Annotated in this window: 25 protein-coding genes and 1 tRNA gene; 12 read left to right on the top strand and 14 right to left on the bottom strand. The window is 64.9% G+C overall.

Annotated elements, in window-relative coordinates:
* Window positions 1-214: 214 nt before the first annotated feature.
* Both KDG50_10645 and KDG50_10640 read left to right on the top strand, forming a co-directional pair.
* A complete protein-coding gene (locus KDG50_10645) occupies window positions 215-1,111 on the top strand; it encodes a substrate-binding domain-containing protein (GenBank protein MCB1865880.1) in 897 nt (298 codons plus the stop codon).
* Complete coding sequence (locus KDG50_10640; GenBank protein MCB1865879.1) at window positions 1,108-1,734, top strand: hypothetical protein; 627 nt, start codon at window positions 1,108-1,110, stop codon at window positions 1,732-1,734. The genes KDG50_10645 and KDG50_10640 overlap by 4 nt, the downstream gene beginning before the upstream one ends.
* Before the next feature lie 20 nt (window positions 1,735-1,754).
* Here the strand turns inward: KDG50_10640 and KDG50_10635 are convergent, their stop codons facing one another.
* The 10 genes from KDG50_10635 to KDG50_10590 all read right to left on the bottom strand — a co-directional run bounded on the left by KDG50_10635 (window position 1,755) and on the right by KDG50_10590 (window position 9,621).
* The gene (locus tag KDG50_10635) at window positions 1,755-2,528 is read right to left on the bottom strand and encodes an S-methyl-5'-thioinosine phosphorylase (protein ID MCB1865878.1); all 774 of its coding nucleotides are present in this window, start codon (window positions 2,526-2,528) and stop codon (window positions 1,755-1,757) included.
* Between the two features lie 6 nt (window positions 2,529-2,534).
* Window positions 2,535-3,098, bottom strand: a complete 564-nt coding sequence (locus tag KDG50_10630) for a hypoxanthine-guanine phosphoribosyltransferase (protein ID MCB1865877.1) — start codon at window positions 3,096-3,098, stop codon at window positions 2,535-2,537.
* Window positions 3,092-3,868: a pyridoxine 5'-phosphate synthase gene (pdxJ, locus tag KDG50_10625; protein MCB1865876.1), complete on the bottom strand. Its 777-nt coding sequence runs from the start codon at window positions 3,866-3,868 to the stop codon at window positions 3,092-3,094. The genes KDG50_10630 and pdxJ overlap by 7 nt, the downstream gene beginning before the upstream one ends.
* Window positions 3,869-3,880: 12 nt before the next feature.
* Window positions 3,881-4,621 carry a DNA repair protein RecO gene (gene recO / locus KDG50_10620; protein MCB1865875.1) on the bottom strand — a complete coding sequence of 247 codons (741 nt, stop codon included), beginning with the start codon at window positions 4,619-4,621 and terminating at the stop codon, window positions 3,881-3,883.
* Between the two features lie 3 nt (window positions 4,622-4,624).
* Window positions 4,625-5,524 carry a GTPase Era gene (era, locus tag KDG50_10615; GenBank protein MCB1865874.1) on the bottom strand — a complete coding sequence of 300 codons (900 nt, stop codon included), beginning with the start codon at window positions 5,522-5,524 and terminating at the stop codon, window positions 4,625-4,627.
* Complete coding sequence (rnc, locus tag KDG50_10610; protein MCB1865873.1) at window positions 5,514-6,209, bottom strand: ribonuclease III; 696 nt, start codon at window positions 6,207-6,209, stop codon at window positions 5,514-5,516. Before rnc ends, era begins: the two co-directional genes overlap by 11 nt.
* Window positions 6,206-6,583: a DUF4845 domain-containing protein gene (locus KDG50_10605; GenBank protein MCB1865872.1), complete on the bottom strand. Its 378-nt coding sequence runs from the start codon at window positions 6,581-6,583 to the stop codon at window positions 6,206-6,208. Before KDG50_10605 ends, rnc begins: the two co-directional genes overlap by 4 nt.
* Before the next feature lie 79 nt (window positions 6,584-6,662).
* Window positions 6,663-7,451 (bottom strand): signal peptidase I, encoded by a 789-nt coding sequence (gene lepB / locus KDG50_10600; GenBank protein ID MCB1865871.1) that lies wholly within the window; start codon window positions 7,449-7,451, stop codon window positions 6,663-6,665.
* A gap of 44 nt (window positions 7,452-7,495) precedes the next feature.
* The gene (gene lepA / locus KDG50_10595) at window positions 7,496-9,289 is read right to left on the bottom strand and encodes a translation elongation factor 4 (GenBank protein ID MCB1865870.1); all 1,794 of its coding nucleotides are present in this window, start codon (window positions 9,287-9,289) and stop codon (window positions 7,496-7,498) included.
* Between the two features lie 128 nt (window positions 9,290-9,417).
* Complete coding sequence (locus tag KDG50_10590) at window positions 9,418-9,621, bottom strand: glutaredoxin family protein (GenBank protein ID MCB1865869.1); 204 nt, start codon at window positions 9,619-9,621, stop codon at window positions 9,418-9,420.
* Window positions 9,622-9,914: 293 nt separating this feature from the next.
* Between KDG50_10590 and KDG50_10585 the strand changes: the two genes are divergently transcribed.
* On the top strand, window positions 9,915-10,793 hold the full coding sequence (locus tag KDG50_10585) for an NYN domain-containing protein (protein MCB1865868.1): 879 nt from the start codon (window positions 9,915-9,917) through the stop codon (window positions 10,791-10,793).
* A 53-nt stretch (window positions 10,794-10,846) separates the two neighbouring features.
* Here the strand turns inward: KDG50_10585 and nadB are convergent, their stop codons facing one another.
* A complete protein-coding gene (gene nadB, locus KDG50_10580; protein MCB1865867.1) occupies window positions 10,847-12,466 on the bottom strand; it encodes an L-aspartate oxidase in 1,620 nt (539 codons plus the stop codon).
* A gap of 131 nt (window positions 12,467-12,597) precedes the next feature.
* Between nadB and rpoE the strand changes: the two genes are divergently transcribed.
* From rpoE to KDG50_10555, 5 genes are all read left to right on the top strand, one after another.
* Entirely contained in the window at window positions 12,598-13,176 is a 579-nt protein-coding gene (gene rpoE / locus KDG50_10575) for an RNA polymerase sigma factor RpoE (protein ID MCB1865866.1), read from the top strand.
* A 56-nt stretch (window positions 13,177-13,232) separates the two neighbouring features.
* Complete coding sequence (locus KDG50_10570; protein ID MCB1865865.1) at window positions 13,233-13,787, top strand: hypothetical protein; 555 nt, start codon at window positions 13,233-13,235, stop codon at window positions 13,785-13,787.
* Entirely contained in the window at window positions 13,780-14,760 is a 981-nt protein-coding gene (locus KDG50_10565; protein ID MCB1865864.1) for a MucB/RseB C-terminal domain-containing protein, read from the top strand. Before KDG50_10570 ends, KDG50_10565 begins: the two co-directional genes overlap by 8 nt.
* Complete coding sequence (locus KDG50_10560) at window positions 14,757-15,236, top strand: SoxR reducing system RseC family protein (protein ID MCB1865863.1); 480 nt, start codon at window positions 14,757-14,759, stop codon at window positions 15,234-15,236. Before KDG50_10565 ends, KDG50_10560 begins: the two co-directional genes overlap by 4 nt.
* Before the next feature lie 64 nt (window positions 15,237-15,300).
* Entirely contained in the window at window positions 15,301-16,746 is a 1,446-nt protein-coding gene (locus tag KDG50_10555; GenBank protein MCB1865862.1) for a DegQ family serine endoprotease, read from the top strand.
* Window positions 16,747-16,809: 63 nt separating this feature from the next.
* Here the strand turns inward: KDG50_10555 and KDG50_10550 are convergent, their stop codons facing one another.
* Window positions 16,810-17,106 (bottom strand): hypothetical protein, encoded by a 297-nt coding sequence (locus KDG50_10550; protein ID MCB1865861.1) that lies wholly within the window; start codon window positions 17,104-17,106, stop codon window positions 16,810-16,812.
* Here KDG50_10550 and KDG50_10545 point away from each other — a divergent pair.
* The 4 genes from KDG50_10545 (at window position 17,096) to KDG50_10530 (ending at window position 22,033) form a co-directional block, all read left to right on the top strand.
* Window positions 17,096-18,349 (top strand): 6-phosphofructokinase, encoded by a 1,254-nt coding sequence (locus tag KDG50_10545; protein MCB1865860.1) that lies wholly within the window; start codon window positions 17,096-17,098, stop codon window positions 18,347-18,349. The two genes, KDG50_10550 and KDG50_10545, sit on opposite strands and share 11 nt — an antisense overlap.
* Window positions 18,350-18,477: 128 nt before the next feature.
* Entirely contained in the window at window positions 18,478-20,526 is a 2,049-nt protein-coding gene (locus KDG50_10540; protein ID MCB1865859.1) for a sodium-translocating pyrophosphatase, read from the top strand.
* Window positions 20,527-20,715: 189 nt separating this feature from the next.
* On the top strand, window positions 20,716-21,264 hold the full coding sequence (ppa, locus tag KDG50_10535) for an inorganic diphosphatase (GenBank protein ID MCB1865858.1): 549 nt from the start codon (window positions 20,716-20,718) through the stop codon (window positions 21,262-21,264).
* A 250-nt stretch (window positions 21,265-21,514) separates the two neighbouring features.
* Window positions 21,515-22,033 carry a metallophosphoesterase family protein gene (locus KDG50_10530; GenBank protein ID MCB1865857.1) on the top strand — a complete coding sequence of 173 codons (519 nt, stop codon included), beginning with the start codon at window positions 21,515-21,517 and terminating at the stop codon, window positions 22,031-22,033.
* A 62-nt stretch (window positions 22,034-22,095) separates the two neighbouring features.
* On the opposite strand, the gene KDG50_10525 is transcribed toward KDG50_10530, so the two are convergent.
* Window positions 22,096-22,171, bottom strand: a tRNA-Ala gene (locus tag KDG50_10525).
* Between the two features lie 159 nt (window positions 22,172-22,330).
* Window positions 22,331-23,611 carry an FAD-dependent oxidoreductase gene (locus KDG50_10520; GenBank protein MCB1865856.1) on the bottom strand — a complete coding sequence of 427 codons (1,281 nt, stop codon included), beginning with the start codon at window positions 23,609-23,611 and terminating at the stop codon, window positions 22,331-22,333.
* Between the last annotated feature and the right edge of the window lie 3 nt (window positions 23,612-23,614).

The raw sequence follows: 23,614 nt of genomic DNA, 5'->3' as shown, positions 1-23,614 counted from the left end.
AACCGGCGAAAGTATCGCGGTCATACACCGCTACACCCTTACAGAATCCCGCCCGTTTTGCCAGACTTCCTCTCTGAGCACGGAGAGCGCGCGTTTTGGGGGCGCGCCCGAACCGCAGCTCTTGAATGGACTCGCCACGACCGAAACAGGTCGCAACAGTCCGGACGGATACTGGCCGGGCGACCTACTTACTACAAAGCCCGAGGTGGCCGAAATGAGTGTGCATCGAGTTGAGCATCCCCTGCTGGCCGTTGTGGCGGCCAGCCTGATCTTCTCCGCCAGCCAGACCGCAATCGCCGACGAAGCGCTCGTGTGGGTGGGCTGTGGTATCTCGAAGAAGGCGTACGTCGAAGCCCTCGCAAAGGGTTACGAGGCGCGTACCGGCCAGAAAATCATCATCGACGGCGGCGGGGCGACACGCGGCATCCGCGAGGTCTCCTCGCAGAAGGCCCACATCGGCGGCAGCTGCCGGCACTCCCTGTACGGTGAGGGCGCCGAGGCCAACACGCGGCTCGCGCCTGTTGGCTGGGACGCACTGGTGGCGATCGTGCATCCGGGCAATCCCGTCGACAGCCTGACCATCGACAACCTGCGCGACATCTATCTCGGCAAGGTTTCGAACTGGAAACAGGTCGGCGGCCCGGATCGCCCGCTGAAGCTGTACTTCCGCAAGGGCAAGGTCTCGGGTGTCGGTTACACGATCCGCCAGCTGATCTTCGACAACGTCAACCAGGAGTTCGTCGGCGGGCAGGAATTCGCCTCGACCGGGCCACTGGAAAAGGCGCTGGAGGCCGATCCGGAAGCCATCGCGATGACCGGTATTTCCAGCGCGCGCAAGCGCAACGTCAAGATTCTCGCGCTGAACGGCAAGGAGCCGAGCTACGAGAACGTGCGCAGTGGCGCCTACCTGCTCTATCGCCCACTGTATCTCGCGTACAATCCTGACAACCCGCGGGTCGGTGACGTAAAGAAATTCATCGAATTCGCCTACAGCGACGAAGGCCAGGAGATCATGCGCAAGAACGGTACCGTGCCCTATCTGGAGGCAACCAACCTGTTCGCGCGCACGCTCGCCGAGCGTCTGACCGCGCAGCGCACCGGCGGCCTGTGACCAAAGCAACCAGCGTCAGTTCACTGGGCGCCAGCCTGCTGCTGGCGCTGGTTGCCGTTACTCCGGCGCGCGCCGCCGAGGTACGCGAATACGACGTCGAAATCATCATCTTCGCGCACGTCGCCGGGCTGTTGGCCGGCGAGGAACGGACCATGGTCGAGCCTGCCGGGTTTCAGGGCTTGCCGCAGACCATCGAGCCCCTGCCCCTCCCGACGACGATCGCAGCACCCCAATACCCCCAGATGCTGCCCGGGCAGCTCACGCTCGGGGCTGCCGCCAGCGCGATCAGCGCGAACGGCGCCTATCGGCTGCTGCGGCATTTTGGCTGGCGTCAGGACGCACAGACCAGCTCACCGGTACCGGTAATCGACGTCCAGCCGCTGCGTTTCGGTCTACAGACCTATCGACTGGACGGCCAGATCCGCGTTGAACGCAAGCGGTTCCTGCATGTGAACACCGAACTCAGCCTGAGCGGCAGCAGTCTGGACCCGAACGCCGGAACCGAGCGGTTTGAAATGAACGCGCATCGCCGAATGCGCAGCAGCGAGACCCATTATCTGGATCATCCCGTGCTCGGCATCATCGTGCGGGTCACCCCGGTGAGCGAAGGCGAGAACGCGTAGCGCCGGCGGCTAGAGGATTATCAGAGCCCTTTTCTTCGCCACCCCTGCCCCAGGGCCTCCAGCACCCGTCCGGCCGTGTGCATCGCCGAGGCGAGCACGCCGTGAATTTCGTCCATCGTGATCTCGCCGCCCAGTCCCGCGGCGCGGTTCGAGACCACGGCCAGCGTCGCGTAACAAAGTCCGGCCTCGCGGGCCAATGCGGCCTCGGGCATGCCGGTCATCCCGACCAGGTCACAGCCATCGCGCGCCAGCCGGCGAATCTCGGCCGCAGTCTCCAGTCGCGGACCCTGCGTCGCGCCGTAGACCCCGCCGTCGACCAAGGCCACACCCGCGGCCGCACCCGCTGCCAGCAGCGCCGCACGCAGCTCTGCGCAATACGGTTCGGTGAAGTCGAAGTGGCTGTCCGGTGCAAGCACGGTTGAAGCGAATGCGTGCTCCCGGCCCCAGGTGTAGTCGATCAGCTGGTCGGGCACCACCAGGGCGCCAGCGCCGCAATTCGGGCCAATTCCACCGACTGCGGCCACGGCCACCACATGGGTCGCGCCGGCCTCGCGCAGTGCCGCGATGTTGGCGCGATAGTTGATCGCGTGCGGCGGAATGCTGTGAGCGGTCCCGTGCCGGGCCAGAAACAGGACGGGCAGTCCGCCGAGCCTTCCACTCGCAAGTGGCGCCGAGGCCGGACCGAACGCCGTGACCGGTGCGGCGTCGGTGAGCGGCTCGAAGCCCGTAATCGCGTCAAGCCCCGTGCCCCCGATGAGGGCGAGGCGCGGCGTTGATTTGCCGTGCGATCCCATGCCGACTCAGCTGTCCGCGAGACTCGCGGCAAAGATCCCTGGCGCGTTTCGAAACCAGCCCTTGTAGTCCATGCCGGCGCCGAAGACATAGCGGTCCGGCACCTCCAGGGCGAAAAAATCCGCCTCGCAGGCCGGCGGCTGCGCGCGATTCTTGCGCACCAGCACCGCCGAAACGACCTCGGCCGCCCCGGCTTCCAGGAGCTGCGCGCGCAGCACATCCAGCGTGATGCCTTCGTCCAGAATGTCGTCGAGCAGCAGAATGCGCGCACTTCCAATCTCAGTCGCCGGGTGTGCCCGCCACTTGAGCTGGTCGCCGCCCAGCCGCTCGCGATAGCGCGAGGCGTGGACGTAGTCCTGTCGCACCGGCGCCGTGAGCTGGCCCAGCAGTCGCCCGGCGAATACGACCCCGCCGTGCAGTACGCACATCGCGGTCCAGACCTCGGTGCCCAGACGCGCGTTCACCCGCCCGGCGAGTGTGCTGATTGCCGTGCCGATCTCGGCATCCGTGTACAGGCGCTCGGCGCGCGCAAGCACGCCGGCCAGTTCGGCGTTGGGCGCGCCGATCAGCACCTTGCCGCCGCCAGCATCAGCCGTTTCATCTCGGCGACGGCCGGACCCAGCCCGGTGAACAGCGCGCGCGCGACGATCGCGTGGCCGATGTTCAGCTCGCTCACTCCGGGCAGCGCCGCGACGTCGGTGACGTTGTGGTAATCGAGCCCGTGTCCGGCATTCACGATCAGGCCCAGACCCAGTCCGTAGTCGACGGCGTCCGCCAGCCGCGCGAGTTCCTGCGCGCGCGCCGTACCGGGCGGCGCGTCGGCGTACTGCCCGGTGTGCAGTTCGATCACGGGCGCGCCAACCGCCTTCGCCGCATCGAGCTGATGGCGATCGGCGTCGATAAACAGCGACACCCGCACACCGGCCTCGGCGAGACGGGCACAGACGGCGGTGAGTGCGTCGCGCTGTCCGGCCACGTCGAGTCCGCCCTCGGTCGTCAGTTCTTCGCGGCGTTCGGGCACCAGACAGCAGTCGGCGGGCCGGATCCGGCAGGCGACGTCGACCATCTCCGCCGTGGCGGCCATCTCCAGGTTCACGCGCGTCTGCACGCTGGCGGCGAGCATTTCGACATCGCGCAGCTGGATGTGGCGGCGGTCCTCGCGCAGATGCACCGTGATTGCATCCGCGCCCGCCTGCTCTGCGAGCAATGCGGCATGCAGTGGTTCAGGGTAGCGCGTGCCACGCGCCTGACGCAGGGTCGCGACGTGATCGATGTTGACGCCGAGTTTCATGGCTGGAGTTCGGGAGGTTGGTCCGGGGCCGCGCAGTGTACCGCCATGCATGCACCCCCGTGCTCAGCGGGTCGGCGATCGCGCCATGTGCGCGCCGCGCAGCAGCGCGCGACTGGCCAGCGGCCGGCCATCGAGCAGAATATCGATCGCTGCGCGCGTCAGCGCGCGCACGGCCGCAAGATCGGCATCGGCGATCTCGCCGCGGGCGAAGTCCAGCAATGCCCTGCCCGGCAGGTGCGAAGCACCGACCTGGCCCGCCCCGTCCGGCACGGGTCCAAAATCCGCTCGGTAGCAATACTGCGCATCGGCCTGGAGCAAACGGCCCGTGACGGCGTCGCGATCCAGCACCAGCGCGTAACCGAGTTCACCGAGCATATCGCGCTCGAACAGTCGCAGGCTGCGGGCCAGGTCAGCCGAACTCCCGGCCACCGCGATGCCTTCCAGCGCCCGACCATAGACATCGAACAGCGCCTCGTGCGCCTCGTGGGCCGGAAGCAGCCGGGTGAGAAGTTCGTTCAGATAGAAGCCGCAGGCCAGCGCCTCGCCCTGGAGCAGATACGCCGCGCCAGCGGCCTCCGCGGTGCGCAGGGTTCGCACCTCGCCACGCCCGTGCAGATCGATCAGCAGCGGCACGAACGGCTGCAACAGCGCGCGCTGGCGCGAGCGGGCCGATCGGGCGCCACGCGCGACGACACTGACCCGGCCGTGCGCCCTCAGCAGACAGTCGAGCAGCAGGCTGGTTTCCCGGTAGGCGCGCGCATGCAAAACCCAGGCGACTGCAAGCGTGCCGGGCGGGTTGGACAAGCCCTACTCCGAGTAACCGAACTGCGCCAGTGCCCGCTCGTCGTCGGACCAGCCTTCGCGCACGCGCACCCAGGTGCGCAGCACGACCTTGCGATCGAGCAGCCGCTCGAGTTCCGCGCGTGCACGGGTACCAGCGCGCTTCTGCACGGCGCCCTGGTGACCGATGACGATCGCCTTCTGGCTCTCACGCTCGACCCAGATGACTGCGTCGATGTGGGCGGTCCGGCCGTTGTCGTCATAGCGCTCGAGTTCCACGGTCAGCGCGTAGGGAATTTCGCGGTCGAGTTGCGTAATGAGCTTTTCGCGCAGAATCTCGGCGATCTGGAACCGCACCGGCCGATCGGTCACTTCACCGTCCGGGAACAGCAGCGGTCCGGGCTGCGCGCGAGCAGCGAGCAGATCGAGCAGCCGATCGACATTGGTTCCGTCGCGGGCCGCGAGCGGAATCCAATCCGCGGCACTGAATTCGGCGGCGCGATCGCCGAGGTATGGCAGGAGCTTCGTCTTGTCCGCCACGCGGTCGACCTTGTTGACCGCAACGATGACCGGCGCGGTCTGGCCGGACAGACGCTCGGCGACCGCGCGGTCTTCTTCCGTCCAGCGCAGCGCCTCGATCAGCCAGACGATGGCATCGACATCCTGCATGGCGCCGGCCGCCGCACGATTCAGCACGCGATTGATCGCGCGCGGTTCCTGCACGTGCAGGCCCGGGGTGTCCACGAACACGAGCTGGGCGCCGCCATGTTCGACGACGCCATGAATCAGGTGGCGGGTGGTCTGCGGTCGGCGCGTGGCGATCGACACCTTCGTGCCGACCATTGCATTGAGCAGTGTGGACTTGCCCACGTTCGGCCGACCGACCAGGGCGACGTAGGCGCTGCGTGTGGTCTGGTCAGTTGCCATCCGCGCCCCCCTCCGCACCAAGGTGCAAGAGCATGGCCGCGGCAGCGCTCTGCTCGGCCTTGCGCCGGCTTGATCCCGGAGCGCGCTCGACCAGGTCAGCGTCCGTCAGCCGACACTCAACGACAAAACGCATGCGATGATCCGGGCCGCTGGTTTCGACCAGATCATACGCCGGCAGCGCGCGACCGGATGCTTGCAGGTGTTCCTGCAGGCGCGTTTTTGGATCCTTGAGTTCGCCGCTGGCTGCAACCTCGTCGATCAGGTCGCCATAGGCCGACAGCACGAAATCACGCGCTGCTTCGAAGCCGGCATCCAGATAGACCGCCGCGATCAGCGCCTCGAAGGCATCGGCCAGAATCGACTCGCGCCGAAACCCGCCACTCTTCAGTTCGCCCGGACCGAGCCGCAGATCGCCGCCGATTTCGAGTTCACGCGCCAGCTTCGCGAGGGTCTCGCGCCGCACCAGCGTCGCTCGCAGACGGCTCAGGCGCCCTTCGCTGGCGCGGGGCTGGCGTTCGAACAGCGCCTGGGCAACAAACAGCCCGAGCAACGCATCGCCGAGAAACTCGAACCGTTCGTTGTTCGCGCTGCCGGCACTGCGGTGGGTGAGCGCCTGCTCCAGCAGTTCGGGAGTGCCGAACCTGTGGCCGATACGCGCGCCCGACGACCCGCGCTCCGCGCTCAACGACGCGGTTCGACCGAAACGGTGTGGTTCAGCCGCACGGCGACATCCAGATTGCCGAAGATGTTCTCGCGCGAGTCGATATCAACGGTGACGTCGTAGCCGGTGCGGGTCTTGACGATCTTGACGTCCTCCCGCTTGAGGTCCCACACGTAATTGATCTTCAGACGCTTTTCCATTAGCTTGCGAATCTCGTCCGAACCGCGGTCGAGTTGCAGCGGCTCGTCCTTCAGCGACTCCATGACTTCCTTGATCCGGTAGTGATCCATGTAGATCGGGATGATCTTCAGACCCAGCAGAACGAAGAAGCCGATCAGGAACAAAATCACCAACCAGCCGAGCGCGGTGACACCGCGTTGCCGATGCAAGGAAACCATGTCGATCGTCCTCCAGATGCGTCGTGTGCCGAGCCGCGAGAATAGCAAATCCGTCGCAGCGCGAATGCGACCGGTAGCGCTAGCGGATGCTGTTGCCGATGCGGCTCCAGTCGACCCAGCTGTCACGCTGCGAGTCGAAATTCATCCAGATCATGAATGCACGTCCGACCAGATTCTCGTCCGGCACGGTGCCCCAGCAACGGCTGTCGGAACTGCCGTCGCGATTGTCGCCCATCGCAAAATACTGACCCGGCGGGACGATGAACGGACGGTTGAACAGCACCAGACACTGGCCGGGAAAATCCGCCGCGCGGGGCTGGACAAGAATGTCGTGCTCCACGCCCAGCAGGTTTTCGCGGCGACGCTGCACTCCGCTGTCGCGCCGGTCACTGCCCTGCCCGACGTAGGTGTCCACCATGCTCTGCGGCATCGGCTCACCGTTGATGAACAGGGTCTTGTTGCGATATTCAATGCGGTCGCCCGGCACCCCGACGATGCGTTTGATGTAGTCGGTGCGCGGGTCCAGCGGATAACGGAACACCACGACATCGCCGCGCTCGGGTGCGCCGATCTCGATGATCTTCCTGTCGATCACCGGCAACCGGATGCCGTAGGTGAACTTGTTGACGAGGATGAAATCGCCGATCAGCAGCGTCGGCAGCATGGACCCGGACGGGATCCGGAACGGTTCGACCAGAAACGACCGCAACGCAAACACGATTGCGAGCACCGGAAACAGCGCGCGCGAGTACTCGACCAGCGTGCCTTCCTTGCGCTGACCACGCCGCTTGCGCAGCCACAGCTTGTCGGCGAGCCAGACGATGCCGGTGCCGGCCGTCGCAATAAACAGGATCAGGGCAAAATTCATTCAATCGTCTCCGTGGGCCTGGAGTGGTCGTGCCGACGACCGCTTCACGAGTCGCCGACCTTGAGTACGGCGAGGAACGCTTCCTGCGGAACCTCGACGCGACCCAGTTGTTTCATGCGCTTCTTGCCAGCCTTCTGCTTTTCGAGCAGCTTGCGCTTGCGCGTCACGTCGCCGCCGTAGCATTTCGCCGTGACGTTCTTGCGCAGCGCCTTCACGGAAGACCGCGCGATGACGTGCGAGCCGATGGCTGCCTGGATTGCGACCTCGAACATCTGCCGCGGAATCAGCTCGCGCAGGCGTTCGGTCAGCTCGCGTCCGCGGCGCTGCGCCTGTTCGCGATGCACAATGATCGAAAGCGCATCGACCCGGTCGCCGTTGATCAGCACATCGAGCTTGATCAGCGGTGCGGGCTGGAAACGCTTGAGTTCGTACTCGTACGAGGCATAGCCGCGGCTGACGGATTTCAGTCGGTCGAAGAAGTCCATCACGACCTCGTTCATCGGAATCTCGAACGTCGCCTGCACCTGATTGCCGGCGTAGTGCAGACGCTTCTGCATGCCGCGCTTTTCGACGACCAGTCCGATCACCGCGCCCAGATGCTGCTGCGGCACCAGGATATTGGCCTCGATGATCGGCTCGCGCACCTCGACGATCCGTGAGACATCCGGCAGGTCCGAGGGATTGTGCACCTCGATGACCTCGCCGCCCGTGACCACCACCTCGTAGAGCACTGTCGGCGCCGTGGTGATCAGGTTCAGGTTGTATTCGCGTTCCAGGCGCTCCTGGACGATTTCCATGTGCAGGGTTCCGAGAAACCCGCAGCGAAAGCCAAAGCCCAGCGCCGCGGAGGTCTCCGGCTCGTAAACCAGCGCCGAGTCGTTCAGCCTGAGCTTGGCCAGCGCCTCGCGAAAATCCTCGTACTGGTCGGACTCGATCGGGTAGAGCCCCGCGAACACCCGCGGCTTGATCGCGCGGAAACCCGGCAGCGCCTTGGAAGCTGGCCGGGAAGCCTCGGTGATCGTGTCGCCGACCGGCGCGCCGCCAATGTCCTTGACGCCAGCGATCAGAAAGCCGACCTCGCCCGCGCCGAGTTCGTCGCGTGTGACGCGCTTGGGCGTGAAGATGCCGACCGATTCGACCTGGTAATCGCGCCCGGCCGCCATGATGCGGATGCGCTGGCGCGGCCGGATCACGCCATCCACGACGCGGATCAGCGAAATCACGCCGACGTACGGGTCGAACCACGAGTCGACGATGGACGCCTTCAGCGGCGCGTCCGGATCGCCGACCGGCGGCGGAATGCGCGCGACGAGCTGCGCGAGCAGGTCCGGGACACCGACGCCGGTTTTCGCGCTGACGCGCACGGCATTGCCGGCCTCGATGCCGATGATGTCCTCGATCTCGCGCGCAACACGCTCTGGCTCGGCGGCCGGCAGATCAATCTTGTTCAGGACCGGCACGACCTCCAGACCCTGATCGATCGCCGTGTAGCAGTTCGCGACGCTCTGCGCCTCGACACCCTGCGCGGCGTCGACGACCAGCAGCGCACCCTCGCAGGCCGCCAGCGAACGCGAGACCTCGTAGCTGAAGTCCACGTGTCCCGGCGTGTCGATGAAGTTCAGCTCGTACTCGACGCCGTCCGGCGCCGGCCAGCGCAGCGATACGGCCTGCGCCTTGATCGTGATGCCGCGCTCGCGCTCGATATCCATGGAATCGAGCACCTGCTCCGCCATCTCGCGCTCGCTGAGCCCGCCGCAGATCTGAATGAAGCGGTCGGCCAGCGTCGACTTGCCGTGGTCGATGTGCGCGATGATCGAGAAGTTGCGGATGTGCTGCATGGCGTCGGCGCGCCGATGACGGCGCCGCTATGGATGATTTATGTCGTTAAATTACAGTAAGTTACGAGTATTTTTTCGTGCGGAATCGCGACCCAGCCGCAGGCCGGGTTCGCTCGCAAAACGCGCGATCATACCGTGCCATCGGCATCGCCGGACAATTCCCGCAGCAGTTCCGGCGTCAGCCGGAAACTCGCCAGCTCGCGGTCGCTGGCATCGGTCAGCACGGGCACGCGCTCGCCGTAACGGCGCACCAGCGTCGGATCACGGTCGATGTCGACGAGTTCCAGTTCGAACGCGCCTCGTCTGGCCCTCGGGATGAGCTCGGCCAGCATCGATTCGCAAAGGCCGCAGTACTCACGGTAATAGACACGCAATCGCACTGGAGGTCTGTTCACGACATGTCCGTTGGGTTATGTTCTAGTCTCGACGCGGCGGATCGCCGGGCACGATCATTCGAAGGCACGTCGAACATTCCGCCACCTGGCCGAGACACCAGCGTGGCCATCCGGCAATGGCATCAGCGCGAATTGCGGTTCCTGACCTGTCGCGGGTTTTCGCTGTTTCAATGCATGGACCCGCAAGGGTCGGGTGCCGTTTCGTTAATTCACCAGAGTTTACCGGGAATATGAGCAACAGCGTGCGCATCGGCGTGTTCGTCGATGCCGAAAACATCCGCCTGAACGGCGGCTATCAGATGCGCTACGACACCCTGCGGCGATTCGCCGCACGCGACGGTGGTGTGCTGCTGCGCATGAACACTTACATGAACTTCGACCCGCAGCGCGCCAAGGACGATGCGGAATACGCGCGCAATGCGCAGTTCTACCAGCAGACTGTCCGGGAATTCGGCTGGAAAGTCATCGTCAAGAATGTGAAACGCTATGTGGACGATGACGGCAACATCAACGTCAAGGCCAACTCGGATCTGGACCTGGCCATCGATGCGATGCAGCAGGTCGAGAACCTGGATCAGGTCCTTCTGGTCACCGGCGACGGCGACTTCCTTGGTCTGGTCGGCGCGCTTCAGAATCGCGGTGTTCGCGTCGAGCTGCTTGCATTCCGGAACATTTCGAGCGCGCTGAAGCGCCAGGTCGATGCGTTCCACAACGGTTATCTGGTGCCGAACCTGCTGCCGTTTGTGCATGAGCCGCATAACGAATGGGGCGCGCCGGGCGGCTGCGTTCGCGGGGTGTGCACGAAGTGGTTCACGGACAAGGGATTCGGGTTTCTGCGCTTCATCCGCCAAATCGACAGCGGACTGTGGATCACCGATGCGCGCGACCCGAACTCGCCGTATGAGCCGGTGTTCTGTCACGCCAATGAACTTGCCTCGCCACTGACCACCGACGACATGCTGAACCGCGACAACATCGTCGAGTTCTACCTGAACGAGCCCGACTCGACGCACGACGGACGCATGAGCGCGAACAATGTGCGTCTGGTCGACGGTCCGGCACGCGTGCAGTCAAACCAGGCGCCGAACGGCAACCGCATCGAGGACTGAGCGCGGATTATCGACGCGGTTTGGCAGCCGTGCCTGATTCCAAACCGCTGACTTCAGCTCCGCGCGCCGGCAACGAATCCGCTTGGACGCAGCACCGTGCTGCGCGGCGGTTCGGCGTCGTTGGGCAGCGGGAAATCGCGGGTGTAGTGCAACCCCCTACTCTCCTCCCGGCGCAACGCCGATCGGATGATGAGGTCGGCCACCTCCACGAGATTGCGCAGTTCCAGCAGATCGTTCGTCACACGGAAATGCCCGTAGTACTCGGCGATCTCGTGGCGCAGCAGGTCCACGCGGCGTTTCGCGCGCTCCAGTCGCTTGCTCGAGCGGACGATGCCGACGTAGTCCCACATGAACCGCCGCAGTTCGTCCCAGTTGTGCGAGACGACCACTTCCTCGTCGGAGTCCGTGACCAGGGTTTCGTCCCATGCCGGCAGGGCAGGCGCTGGCGCACCCGGTTCTAGCGCGGCGTTGATGTCGGCGGCCACGCGCTTGCCGTACACCAGGCATTCCAGCAGTGAGTTGGACGCCATGCGATTCGCGCCGTGCAGACCCGTGTAGGCGGTCTCGCCCGCGGCATACAGGTGATCGAGATCGCAGCGCCCGCGATCGTCGGCCATCACGCCACCGCAGCAGTAGTGCGCTGCGGGCACGACCGGGATCGGCTCGCGGGTGATGTCGATGCCGTAGTCGAGCAGCTGCGCATGGATGGTCGGGAAGTGCTCGCGCACGAATCCTGTCGGGCGATGGCTGATGTCGAGGTACACGCAGTCAAGGCCGAGCCGCTTCATTTCGTGGTCGATCGCACGGGCGACGATGTCGCGCGGGGCGAGCTCCTCGCGCGCGTCGAACCGCGGCATGAAGCGTTCGCCGCCGGGCAGCGTCAGCACGGCACCCTCACCCCGCATCGCCTCGGTGATCAGGAAGGTCTTCGCCCGCGGGTGATACAGGCAGGTCGGATGAAACTGCACGAACTCCATGTTCGCGATTCGGCATCCGGCGCGCCACGCCATCGCAATGCCGTCGCCCGTGGATACATCCGGATTGCTGGTATATAGATAGACCTTGCCGGCCCCGCCGGTGGCCAGCACCACGTGACGCGCCGAGACGGTGTGAACGGTGCGTGTTGCACGCTCGAGCAGGTACGCGCCCAGACAGCGGCGTCCATCGCCGCCCAGCCGGCGGTCTGTGATCAGATCAATCGCGATATGGCCCTCGACGAGATCGATGTTTGCGCGGGCCCGGGCCTGGCCGATCAGCGTCGTCTCGACCGCCCGCCCGGTCGCGTCCGCAGCATGGATGACCCGCCGATGGCTGTGCCCGCCCTCGCGGGTCAGGTGGTAACCGAAGCTCGACTCGCCGCTCGTGTCCGGCGTGAACACCACGCCCTGTTCGAGCAGCCATTCCACGCTTGCACGGCTCTCCGCGACCACGCCACGAACCACGGCCTCGTCGCACAAACCGGCGCCGGCGATCAGCGTGTCGCGTACATGCGCGTCGATAGAATCGGCGTTGTCGAGCACGGCCGAGATCCCGCCCTGCGCGTACAGCGTGTTGCCGTCGGCCAGGTCGCCCTTGGAGATCACGCCGACTCGGGCCGCAGGGTCGATACCCAGGGCAACACTGAGACCGGCCGCGCCGGAGCCCAGAATCAGAACGTCGTAATGCGGCTGCATCGTCGAAACGGCCCCCAGAGGCGCCCGGCCGGAGATTGGAATCGTAGGACGGAATTTACAATCCCGCCGCCCGACGCGACAATGGCGCGCCTGTCGCGCCCCTGCACGCCGCCAACCTCACCCTGAAGACCTTGACCGACAACACCACCGACGAGGACCTGGTGCGGCGCGTTCAGCGTGGCGACAAGCGGGCATTCGACCTGCTGGTGCTCAAGTATCAGCAAAAGATCGTCAATCTGATCTACCGCTTCGTACGCGACCCGACCGAGGCCCAGGACGTCGCCCAAGAGGCCTTCATCAAGGCCTACCGCGCACTGCCGAACTTTCGCGGCGACAGCGCGTTCTACACTTGGCTCTACCGGATCGCGATCAATACCGCCAAGAACGCCCTCGTCGCGCGTAACCGCCGGCCGCCGGGTGACGATCTCGATCCACAGGAAGCGGAACAATTCAGCGGTGCCACGGGTCTACAGGACATCGCGACGCCGGAGCGGCAGCTCCTGAGCGAAGAGATCGCCCAGACCGTGAACCGGGCCATCGAGTCCCTGCCGGATGATCTGCGCACCGCGATCACGCTGCGGGAACTCGACGGCATGAGCTACGAGGAAATCGCCGAAACCATGGACTGCCCGATCGGCACGGTGCGCTCGAGAATCTTTCGCGCGCGCGAGGCGATCGCAAAACTGCTCGATCCGCTGCTCGGTGGCTGACGAGTTTCGGGGAACTAGCTTGGATAATCACGAAGACCAGACTGCGGGTGGCCAGCATGGCGAATGATCTGCGAGAAACCGTTTCCGCCCTTCTCGACGAGGAACTCTCCGTCGCGGAGTTGCAGGCCCTGTACGAGGGCACGCCCGACCGTGCCCGCCTTGCAAACGAGCAACGACGGCTGGCCGCGGTAGGCGCGGCGATGCGCAACGAGTGGCCGGTCGTGCATGCGGACCTGCTCACGCGGGTTTCCACCGCGATCGACGAAGAACCAACGGTCCTCGCACCGCGGGCTTTGCCACGCCGACGTTCCACACCGCGCTGGACCTGGGCCTCCCTTGCCGCCGCCGCATCGGTCGCCGCCATCGCGTTCGTGCAGTGGCGCGGCGCCGACGCACCGCTGCCGGCTGCGGGCCAGCTGGTCGCCTCGGTTCCGATCCAGGACACCCGCCCGGTCGCCGCCAGCGTCACCTCGCGGGCCAGCGTGCCGAGTGCCGCGGAACGCGACCGCCTGGACAGCCTGCTGCTGCGACACAACGAACTGGCCGGCGCCCAGCACATGAAGGGTCTGCTGCCGTACACGAGTGTCGTGAGTTTCACGCCCAATGATTGAGCCACGCCGCCGTCGCGGCCTCGCCGCCGCGGCCGTGGCCATTGCCGCCCTGCACGCCGCCGCGGCCGCCGCTGGCAATGACCTCGCGCTGGCGTGGCTGGCGCGCATGCGCGCCGCCGTCCACAACCTCGACTACGAGGGCACCTTCGTCGTCCAGCAGGGCCAGAAGCTGGCATCGATGCGAATCTGGCACAGCGGAACAGGCGAGGTCGAGCGCGAGCGCCTGATTTCGCTGGACGGTCCGGCGCGCGAGATCCTGCGCGATCACGAACGCGTCACCTGCGTACTGCCCGACCGGGCTTCGATCGTGATCGATCAACGCCGCCCGAACCAGACGCTCGGGGTACTGGGCTCAGCCGATTTTCAACGCCTGCATGAGAACTACGTGGTGCAGCTCGCCGGCGACGAGCGCGTTGCCGGGCGCGATGCGCAGCGCATCGACATCGAAGCGCGCGACGAATTCCGCTATGGCTACTCACTCTGGCTCGATCGGGACACCGCGCTGCCGCTGCGCGTCGAAATGCTCAGCGAATCGAAGCAGCCCGTTGAGCGCATCCAGTTCACGAACCTGAACACCGACAGCCCGATCGCCCCCGCGGAACTGACGCTGTCCAGTGCCAATGCCGCTTTCCGTCAGGTGCAGACTCCCGTCCCGGACCTGATCCAGAACGGCCGTGCAAGCTGGTCACCGAGCCAGGTTCCGCCCGGGTTCCGGCAGACCACGATGGCGCGACTCGCGGGGCACGAAGACCGCCGCGGTGCTGAGCAGCTGGTCTACTCCGACGGGCTCGCGTCCATCTCGGTCTACATCGAGTCGGTCAGGTCCGGAGAGCCCCTGAGCGGCGGCTCGCGCCTCGGCGCAGTCAGCACCTTCGGTGCACCGCTCGACGACGAACACCATGTCACCGCAATGGGCGAAGTGCCCATGCTGAGCGTGCGTACCGTGGCGACCAGCATGGTCCGCGGCGAGTGAGCGACGACCTGCGGCTGCGGGGCAAGGTGATTGCGCTCTGCGGCGCGCGGATGCAGGTGGCGCTGGAGCAAAACGCAACGGGCTGCACCGGTTGTACTAGCACCGGTGCCTGTGGGGGTTCGCTGATCGAGCGCTGGCTGGTCCGGCCCGCCCGTGTGATCGAGGTCGCCACACCGTCACCAACACCCGCGCCAGGCACGCCGATCGAACTGGCGATCGACGAATCCGCACTGCTCGCCTCGACGGTGATCGCCTATGGTCTGCCGGTCGCCGGACTCTGTCTGGGCATGGCGCTTGCGCCGGCAGCGACCGGAATCGAATTGATTGCCGGCGCCGCGGGCCTCGGACTGGGGCTGTGGATCGCGCATTCATTGCTTCGCCGACCGGTCTGGGCGCAGCGCTGGATCGCTCCGGCAACCGAACCTTCCACCCGGCCAGCCCATGCGCGGAACTTTGCGCCGGACAACAAGCTCTGAGTGGGCAGCACGGTGTGTCGCAATACATACCGCAGGTTTCGCTGCTCAGATTCGAGGTAGCCAGATGATCAGACAAGCAAGGTTTTACAGCGTATTTGCCATCGTGATGATCTGGGCGGGCGCGCTGCGTGCGCATGACGGCCTGCCGCAGTTCGCCGATCTCGTGGACCGCAATGCGCCGGCCGTCGTCAACATCAGCACGAAACAGCACATCGCGCAGCGCAAACCGAACATGCAGATTCCGAATCTGCCCGAGGATTCCCCGTTCCACGAATTCTTCCGGCACTTTTTCAACAACCCCGAGGACGGCGAAGAAAGTCCGTTCGGACATTTCGATGCACGCTCGCTGGGCTCGGGATTCATCATTTCGGAAGACGGTTACGTTCTGACGAACGCACATGTCGTTGACGATGCAGACGAGATTGTCGTGCGGCTGAACGACCGCCGCGAATTCACCGCAACCGTGGTCGGCATCGACAAGCGCAGCGACGTCGCAGTCCTGAAAATCGACGCCAGGGGCCTTCCGACCGTGAAGGTCGGCGACGATGCGACCCTGCGCACCGGCGACTGGGTGCTCGCGATCGGCTCGCCGTTCGGCTTCGAGCACACGGTGACCAAGGGCATAGTCAGCGCCAAGGGCCGCAACCTTCCCAGCGAGAACTACGTGCCGTTCATTCAGACCGACGTGCCGATCAATGTTGGCAATTCGGGTGGACCCCTGTTCGATCTGGACGGCAAGGTGGTCGGCATCAATTCGCAGATCTACAGCCGCAATGGCGGGTTCATGGGCCTGTCGTTCGCGATCCCGATCTCGATCGCGATGAACGTGGCAGACCAGCTGCGCACCACCGGCCACGTCTCTCGCGGCTGGCTTGGCGTGCTGATTCAGGACGTCGACCGCGAACTGGCACGCTCATTCGGCATGGATCACCCGCACGGGGCGCTGGTCGCACAGATTCTCGACGACAGCCCAGCGCGCGATTCCGAGCTGCGCGTCGGCGACGTCATCCTGGAATTCAACGGCCGCAAGGTCGGCAATTCCGCGGCCCTGCCGCCCCTGGTCGGCGCGGCGCCGGTCGACAAGAACGCCACCGTGCTGGTTCTGCGCGACAACCGCTCGCGCGAGGTCCAGGTGCGCATCGGCGCCCTGCCGAACGAGGACCAGACCCAGCTTTCGAGTCGCGATTCGCGCAAAGACGAGACGCCGCGCGAGCAGCCGAGCGACCGGCTCGGACTGGTGATCGAGCCGCTGGACGACGCCAAGCGCCGCAATCCGGAGATCGAAGCGAATCACGGCGTCGTCGTCGTCAAGGTCACCCCGGAGAGCGCGGCCGATTCGGCCGGGCTGCGGCGCGGTGACGTGATCGTCATGATCGACGGTCGCCGCGTGGACTCCCTGTCCGACGCCGAGTCCGCCATCAACGACCTGAAGGCCGACCGCTCGGTGGCCGTGCTCGTGGAACGCGCGGGCAGCCCGATGTTCATCGCGGTGCGCGTGCCGCGCGCCTGAGACACCCCTGCGCGACACTCACCAGGGCCCGCAACGCGGGCCCTTTTTCTTTCTATACCCCGATCAAGCCAGGCTCATCCTGCGTCCGGCCCGGATGCGGTATGCTTCGCGACCGATTGGTAGCGGCCGCAGCGGCCCGGCGATGTCCGGTTTTTCGCCGTCCTCAGGCCCACAGCGCGCCCACTTGCGCCGATCTTTCGCCACGAACTTCAGGCCGATGATTGAAGCTTGCGCAAAGTTCGCATCGCCGCCGAACCGGGTCAGATCAGGCCGTGGCGCAGCCCGGCACGGGGACTGACCGAACTTGATCCACGTTAAGCCATAAACGAACACCGAAAGGGGAAGCATCATGGCTGCCAAAAATGCCTTCTACGCACAGTCCGGCGGTGTCACCGCCGTCATCAACGCCTCAGCCTGTGGCGTCATTGAAACCGCGCGCCGCCATCCGGACAAGATTGCGAACGTGTATGCCGGACGCAACGGCATCATCGGCGCACTGACCGAGGATCTGATCGACACCTCGAAAGAATCCGACGCCAAGATTGCCGCGCTGAAGTACACCCCGTCCGGCGCGTTCGGCTCGTGTCGCTACAAGCTCAAGAGCCTCGAGAAGAACCGCCGCGAGTACGAGCGCCTGATCGAAGTCTTCAAGGCGCACGACATCGGCTACTTCTTCTACAACGGTGGCGGCGACTCCGCCGACACCTGCCACAAGGTCTCGCAGCTGTCGGAGACCATGGGCTTTCCGATCCAGGCGATCCATGTGCCGAAGACCGTCGACAACGATCTGCCGATCACCGACAACTGCCCGGGTTTCGGCTCGGTGGCAAAGTACATCGCGGTCAGCACCCTGGAGGCGTCGTTCGACGTGCGCTCCATGGCCAAGACCTCGACCAAGGTGTTCGTGATCGAGGTCATGGGCCGACATGCCGGATGGATTGCCGCAGCCGGCGGCCTGGTGACCGACCACGGCATTCCCGTCGTGATCCTGTTTCCAGAGATCGAATTCGACCAGGAAAAGTTTCTCGCGCAGGTCAAGGCGAACGTCGAAAAATACGACTACTGCACCGTCGTCGTCTCCGAAGGGGCGCACTGGCCCGATGGCCGCTTCCTCGCCGAACAGGGCACGCGCGATGCGTTCGGACATGCGCAGCTCGGCGGCGCGGCTCCGGTCGTCGCGAACATGATCAAGGACGCACTTGGCTACAAGTTCCACTGGGCCGTGGCCGATTACCTGCAGCGTGCTGCGCGACACCTGGCGTCCAAGAGTGACGTCGAGCAGGCCTATGCCATGGGCAAGGCCGCCGTCGAGTTTGCGCTGGCCGGTGACAGCGCGATCATGCCCACAGTCGTACGCACGTCCAACAAGCCGTACACCTGGACCGTCGGCAAGGCCCCGCTGTCGGAGGTCGCCAACGTCGAAAAGATGATGCCGCGCGAATTCATCAGCCCCGACGGTTTCGGCATCACCCAGGAATGTCGCGACTACCTCATGCCGCTGACGCTGGGCGAGGACTACCCACCCTATGAAAACGGCATGCCGCGATATGTGACGCTGAAAAACGCCGCAGTCGCCAAGAAACTGCCTGCGTTCGAGTTATAGGCACAAGCGCACGGAGCGATCCGGGCCGGCTTGACGAAGCTTTCACCAATCCAACGAAGGATTGCCGCGAACGTGAAACTCTGAGCTGTTCGGAGTTTCCCTAATCTGTATTAACCGGGGGTAATCCCATGTCCGTCGAACTGTTGTTTGCACTGATCGCCGGTGTCGTCGCCATTGCCTATGGCGCGTTGTCGGTCAAATGGATTCTTGCCAAGCCGACCGGCAACGCGCGGATGGTCGAGATCTCCGCCGCGGTGCAGGAAGGCGCTGCCGCCTACCTCAACCGGCAGTACACGACCATCGGCATCGTCGGTGCCGTACTGTTCGTCCTGATCGGCGTGTTCATCTCCTGGGCATCCGCATTCGGCTTTCTCATCGGCGCGGTGTTCTCGGGCGCGGCCGGCTACATCGGAATGAACATCTCGGTGCGCGCGAACGTGCGCACCGCGCAGGCCGCCCACGACGGCATGGCCGCGGCGTTCGACGTGGCGTTCCGCGGTGGTGCGATCACGGGGCTCCTGGTCATCGGTCTCGGCCTGATCGGCGTCGCCGGCTATTTCGCGATCCTCTCCGCGGTCGGCGTGGAACAGAAACACGCCCTGCACGCGCTGGTCGGACTGGGCTTCGGCGGCTCGCTGATTTCGATCTTCGCCCGCCTCGGCGGTGGCATCTTCACCAAGGGCGCGGACGTTGGCGCGGACCTGGTTGGCAAGGTCGAGGCCGGCATCCCCGAGGATGACCCCCGAAACCCGGCGGTGATCGCGGACAACGTCGGCGACAACGTCGGTGACTGCGCCGGCATGGCCGCAGACCTGTTCGAGACCTACGCGGTCACGATCATCGCGACCATGCTGCTCGGCGGGCTGACGTTCACGGGCGACGCCTCCGCGGCATCCGTGATCTACCCGCTCGCACTGGGTGGCGCGTCGATCATTGCATCGGTCATCGGCACCTTCTTCGTGAAGATGCGTGCGGGCCAGGCCAACATCATGGGCGCGCTGTACAAGGGTCTGATCGTCGCCGGCCTGCTGTCGGCGGTCGCGTTCTACTTCGTGACCGACTGGGTCATGGCCGACAACGGCCTGTATTCCACCGGCGATCTGTTCGCCTCCGCGGTGATCGGGCTGGTGCTGACCGCTGCACTGGTGATGATCACGGAGTACTACACCTCCACGCACTACGCGCCGGTCCGGCATATCGCCTCGGCGTCGACCACCGGGCATGGCACGAACATCATCGCGGGCCTCGGCATCTCGATGAAATCCACCGCTGCGCCGGTCATCGCGATCTGCGCCTCGATTCTTGGTGCGTACGAGATGGCCGGCCTGTACGGCATCGCGATCGCCGCGACCTCGATGCTTTCGATGACCGGCATCATCGTCGCGCTGGACGCCTACGGACCGATCACCGACAACGCCGGCGGCATCGCCGAAATGGCGGAACTCGACGAGTCGATCCGCAACATCACCGACCCGCTCGATGCGGTCGGCAACACCACCAAGGCCGTCACGAAAGGCTACGCAATCGGCTCGGCCGGGCTGGCCGCGCTGGTGCTGTTCGCGGACTACACGAACTCCCTTTCCGAAGCCGGCAAGGATCTGGTCTTCCGCCTGTCCGACCCGGCTGTGCTGATCGGCCTGATCCTCGGTGGCCTGATCCCGTACCTGTTCGGTTCGATGGCGATGGAGGCCGTGGGCCGTGCAGCCGGCGGCATCGTCAACGAGGTGCGTCGCCAGTTCAAAGAAAAGCCCGGCATCATGGACCACAGCGAAAAGCCTGATTACGGCCGCGCCGTGGACATGCTGACGCGCTCGGCGATCAAGGAAATGATCATCCCGTCACTGCTTCCGGTGCTCGCGCCGATCGTGGTCGCATTCGGCATGGCCTTCGCGCTCGGCGGCGACGCCGGACCCAAGGCGCTGGGCGGTCTTCTGATCGGAACCATCATCACCGGCCTGTTCGTCGCGATCTCCATGACCACCGGTGGTGGCGCCTGGGACAACGCGAAGAAATACGTCGAGGACGGCAATCACGGTGGCAAGGGCTCGGACGCGCACAAGGCCGCGGTCACCGGCGACACCGTCGGCGACCCGTACAAGGACACCGCGGGACCGGCCGTGAACCCGCTGATCAAGATCATCAACATCGTCGCCCTGATGATCGTGCCGCTGCTATGATCCGTCGGCAGCTCTGATTCGGTCAGAGCTTCTTTCGGCACAGGGACGTGCAGACATTTTCCATGCGCGCAAGCCATTGAAAATGAGAGAAAACGGGAACCCGCGTTTCACGTTTTCATCGCTCTGGCAATCCGGGATGGATGGATCAGAGCGCCAAAATGAGACCTACCGCAGCACAGGACCGAATCGATGATCCTTGACCGCGTCACCTCGGGCGCCGACGTCCCGAACGACATCAACGTCATAGTCGAGATCCCGGCGCACAGCGACCCGGTCAAATACGAACTCGACAAACATACCGGCGCGATGTTCGTCGACCGGTTCATGTCGACGGCCATGCACTATCCGTGCAACTACGGCTACGTGCCGCACACGCTGTCCGCGGATGGCGACCCGGTCGACGTGCTGGTCGTGACGCCCTACCCGCTCATCTCGGGCTCGGTGATCCGCTGCCGGCCGGTCGGTGTGCTGAAGATGACCGACGAATCGGGCGACGATGCCAAGGTGCTCGCCCTGCCCATCGACAAGCTTTGCAAGACCTACCGGCGCGTGGACTCGTTTCGCGACATGCCCGAGGAACTGCTCAACCAGATCGCGCACTTTTTCGAGCACTACAAGGACCTGGACGAAGGCAAGTGGGTTCGCGTGGGCGGCTGGGCCGGCGTCGAGGAAGCCAAGCAGGAAATCCTCGACAGCGTGAGGATGTTCAAGGAAGCGCCGGAACGCCCGAACTTCTGATCCGCATGGCGGCGGTGGCTGGGCCGCCGCTTTTGCCGCCCAGCGCGCCCCGGCGACGCCGGACACCCGTCGTTCCACTGGGGCGGCAGGCTGTGGTGTCGTGCGGGGGAGTTTCGCCAGGAAACCGAACCTCGAAGCGTTGGATTTTCGTCAGCAACGGAAATCTTCGCGCTTCGGCTGTGACGTCGAAAAGGCCATCGACGGACCGTTTTCAACATCCTGTCGAAGCTGTGTCTCCGACCACCCGCCCATGAAAGTCGCGATCGTTTCGGACAGCCACGACAACATCCCGCTGCTGGCGCGAGCGCTTGCCGACGCGCACGCCATGGGTGCCGAAACGGTGCTGCACTGCGGCGACGTCGTCGCCCCGAGTACGCTGGCCGCAGTGACCGATGTCGGCCTGCCGATCCATGTCATTCATGGCAACAATACGGGCGACCTCGTCGTGATGAGCCGCATGGCCGCCAGGCGCGATCGCGCGATCACCTTCCACGGCCAGGACGCCGAACTTGAACTCGGCGGCCGGCGCATCTTTCTGGTCCACTACCCGCACTATGCACGCGCGATGTGCGCCACCGGGGATTGGGACTTGGTCTGCTGCGGCCATAGCCACGTTCCGGGGATCGAGCAACTGCCGAATCTGAAGGGGGGCAAAACGACGCTCGTTGATCCCGGCACGGTGGGTGGCGCGGGCGGTGCGGCTGCGACTTGGGTGTTCGGCGATCTCGAAGCACTCAGCTTCGAGGTTCGGTCTGTTCCGTCCGGCTGACGGAACGGCAAAAACAAAACGGGCGCGGATCGTTGCGATCGGCGCCCGTCCCGGGGGGATTTTGGTGGAGCCAGGCGGGATCGAACCGCCGACCTCTACAATGCCATTGTAGCGCTCTCCCAGCTGAGCTATGGCCCCGGATAGAGCCGGCAATCATACGCGATCACCCCGGGCTTGACCAGCCGCGACACCGCCCCAGACACCCGCAGTGGACGGCTGCGCGGGTTCGTGGAACAAAACGATTCGCGGCACCCCGAGAGGTGCCGCGACAATCACCCAGGGGGGATTTATGGGTATTCAGGAGAACATGTCGGACGTAATGTTCTGATACCAGCCGTAGGCGTACATGACCTCGTCGGCGCGGGTCCGGGCGCTGGCCTGGCCCGGTGACAATCCGCCGGCGCCCTTGACCCCAACAATCCCGTTCTCGCCGAGCTGATAAACGGCCGCGACCGATATGCCGTAATCCGGCGCGATCACGCTGTAGCAGGTGTTGACGTAGGACGGCTCCGAAGCAGAGCGACCGTTGACCTTGGCCACAACGTTGGCCGCGACAACCTTGCCCTGCGAGTTCGCCGCATAGCCGGATTTGGGCATGGCACCGGCGATGCAGGAATCGCCAATCACATAGATGTCCTTGTGGATGGATGACTCGAAACTGCGCTGATCGACCGGACACCAGCCACTGTCGTTGGTCAGGCCGGCCTTCTGTGCAATGGCGCCCGCACGCTGCGGTGGAATCACGTTGACGACATCGCCGGTGTGCTCGTCGACCTGGCCGATGATCTTCATCGAACCCGGCCTGACCTCCTCGACGATGCCACCCGCGGCACCGGACACCCACTCGATCATGTCGCCGTAGTTGGCCTTCCAGCCGGCCGTGAACAGGCCCTGCTTGGAGAACTTGTCCTTCGGATCCAGGATGACGACCTTGGATTTCGGCTTGTGATGCTTGAAATAGTGGGCGGCCTGCGCGGCACGCTCGTACGGCCCCGGTGGGCATCGGAACGGATTCGGCGGCGCGACGATGAAAAACGTGCCGCCATCACGCATCGCTTCGAGCTGACGCCGCAGCAGCAGGGTCTGCTCGCCGGCCTTCCAGGCGTGCGGCATGTGTTGCGATGCCGCCTCGTCGTAGCCCTTGATCGCACCCCATTTGAAATCCACGCCCGGCGAGACAACCAGCATGTCGTAGTTGTAACGATTACCGGACTTGCCGCGTGCATACTTGTTTGCGGCGTCGATATCGATGATCTCGTCCTGCATGACGTTGACGCCATGCCCAGTGAGGCCGTGGTAGCCGAACGTCAGCGACCCGATGGTGCGATCGCCGCTCAGCACCTCGTTGCTGAGCGGGCACGAGACGAACTGCGAGTCCTTCTCGATCAGCGTGACACGGATGCCTGGATCCGACATCGCGATGTATTTCGCCGCGATGGTGCCACCGTAGCCACCGCCGATCACCACCACACGGGCCTTGGTGCCCGCCGAACGGGCCATGCCGGAGGCGCCGAGCAGCCCGAGTGCCGAGGAGGCGCCGAGGATCCGGACAAAATCCCTACGTGAAAGCTTGGACATGAT

It is taken from the genome of Chromatiales bacterium (genome assembly GCA_020445605.1).
GTDB lineage: Bacteria > Pseudomonadota > Gammaproteobacteria > JAGRGH01 > JAGRGH01 > JAGRGH01.
Note: the sequence above shows the minus strand (reverse complement) of the source record. Positions and strands in the feature narration are given on the sequence as shown.

Excerpts from the sequence above, each read along its gene's own strand:
- KDG50_10645 (MCB1865880.1), top strand. The coding sequence starts at position 215 with ATGAGTGTGCATCGAGTTGAGCATCCCCTGCTGGCCGTTGTGGCGGCC.
- KDG50_10635 (MCB1865878.1), bottom strand. The coding sequence starts at position 2,528 with ATGGGATCGCACGGCAAATCAACGCCGCGCCTCGCCCTCATCGGGGGC.
- pdxJ (MCB1865876.1), bottom strand. The coding sequence starts at position 3,868 with ATGCATGGCGGTACACTGCGCGGCCCCGGACCAACCTCCCGAACTCCA.
- era (MCB1865874.1), bottom strand. The coding sequence starts at position 5,524 with ATGGCAACTGACCAGACCACACGCAGCGCCTACGTCGCCCTGGTCGGT.
- KDG50_10605 (MCB1865872.1), bottom strand. The coding sequence starts at position 6,583 with ATGGTTTCCTTGCATCGGCAACGCGGTGTCACCGCGCTCGGCTGGTTG.
- lepB (MCB1865871.1), bottom strand. The coding sequence starts at position 7,451 with ATGAATTTTGCCCTGATCCTGTTTATTGCGACGGCCGGCACCGGCATC.
- lepA (MCB1865870.1), bottom strand. The coding sequence starts at position 9,289 with ATGCAGCACATCCGCAACTTCTCGATCATCGCGCACATCGACCACGGC.
- KDG50_10590 (MCB1865869.1), bottom strand. The coding sequence starts at position 9,621 with ATGCTGGCCGAGCTCATCCCGAGGGCCAGACGAGGCGCGTTCGAACTG.
- KDG50_10585 (MCB1865868.1), top strand. The coding sequence starts at position 9,915 with ATGAGCAACAGCGTGCGCATCGGCGTGTTCGTCGATGCCGAAAACATC.
- nadB (MCB1865867.1), bottom strand. The coding sequence starts at position 12,466 with ATGCAGCCGCATTACGACGTTCTGATTCTGGGCTCCGGCGCGGCCGGT.
- KDG50_10570 (MCB1865865.1), top strand. The coding sequence starts at position 13,233 with ATGGCGAATGATCTGCGAGAAACCGTTTCCGCCCTTCTCGACGAGGAA.
- KDG50_10565 (MCB1865864.1), top strand. The coding sequence starts at position 13,780 with ATGATTGAGCCACGCCGCCGTCGCGGCCTCGCCGCCGCGGCCGTGGCC.
- KDG50_10555 (MCB1865862.1), top strand. The coding sequence starts at position 15,301 with ATGATCAGACAAGCAAGGTTTTACAGCGTATTTGCCATCGTGATGATC.
- KDG50_10545 (MCB1865860.1), top strand. The coding sequence starts at position 17,096 with ATGGCTGCCAAAAATGCCTTCTACGCACAGTCCGGCGGTGTCACCGCC.
- KDG50_10540 (MCB1865859.1), top strand. The coding sequence starts at position 18,478 with ATGTCCGTCGAACTGTTGTTTGCACTGATCGCCGGTGTCGTCGCCATT.
- ppa (MCB1865858.1), top strand. The coding sequence starts at position 20,716 with ATGATCCTTGACCGCGTCACCTCGGGCGCCGACGTCCCGAACGACATC.
- KDG50_10530 (MCB1865857.1), top strand. The coding sequence starts at position 21,515 with ATGAAAGTCGCGATCGTTTCGGACAGCCACGACAACATCCCGCTGCTG.
- KDG50_10520 (MCB1865856.1), bottom strand. The coding sequence starts at position 23,611 with ATGTCCAAGCTTTCACGTAGGGATTTTGTCCGGATCCTCGGCGCCTCC.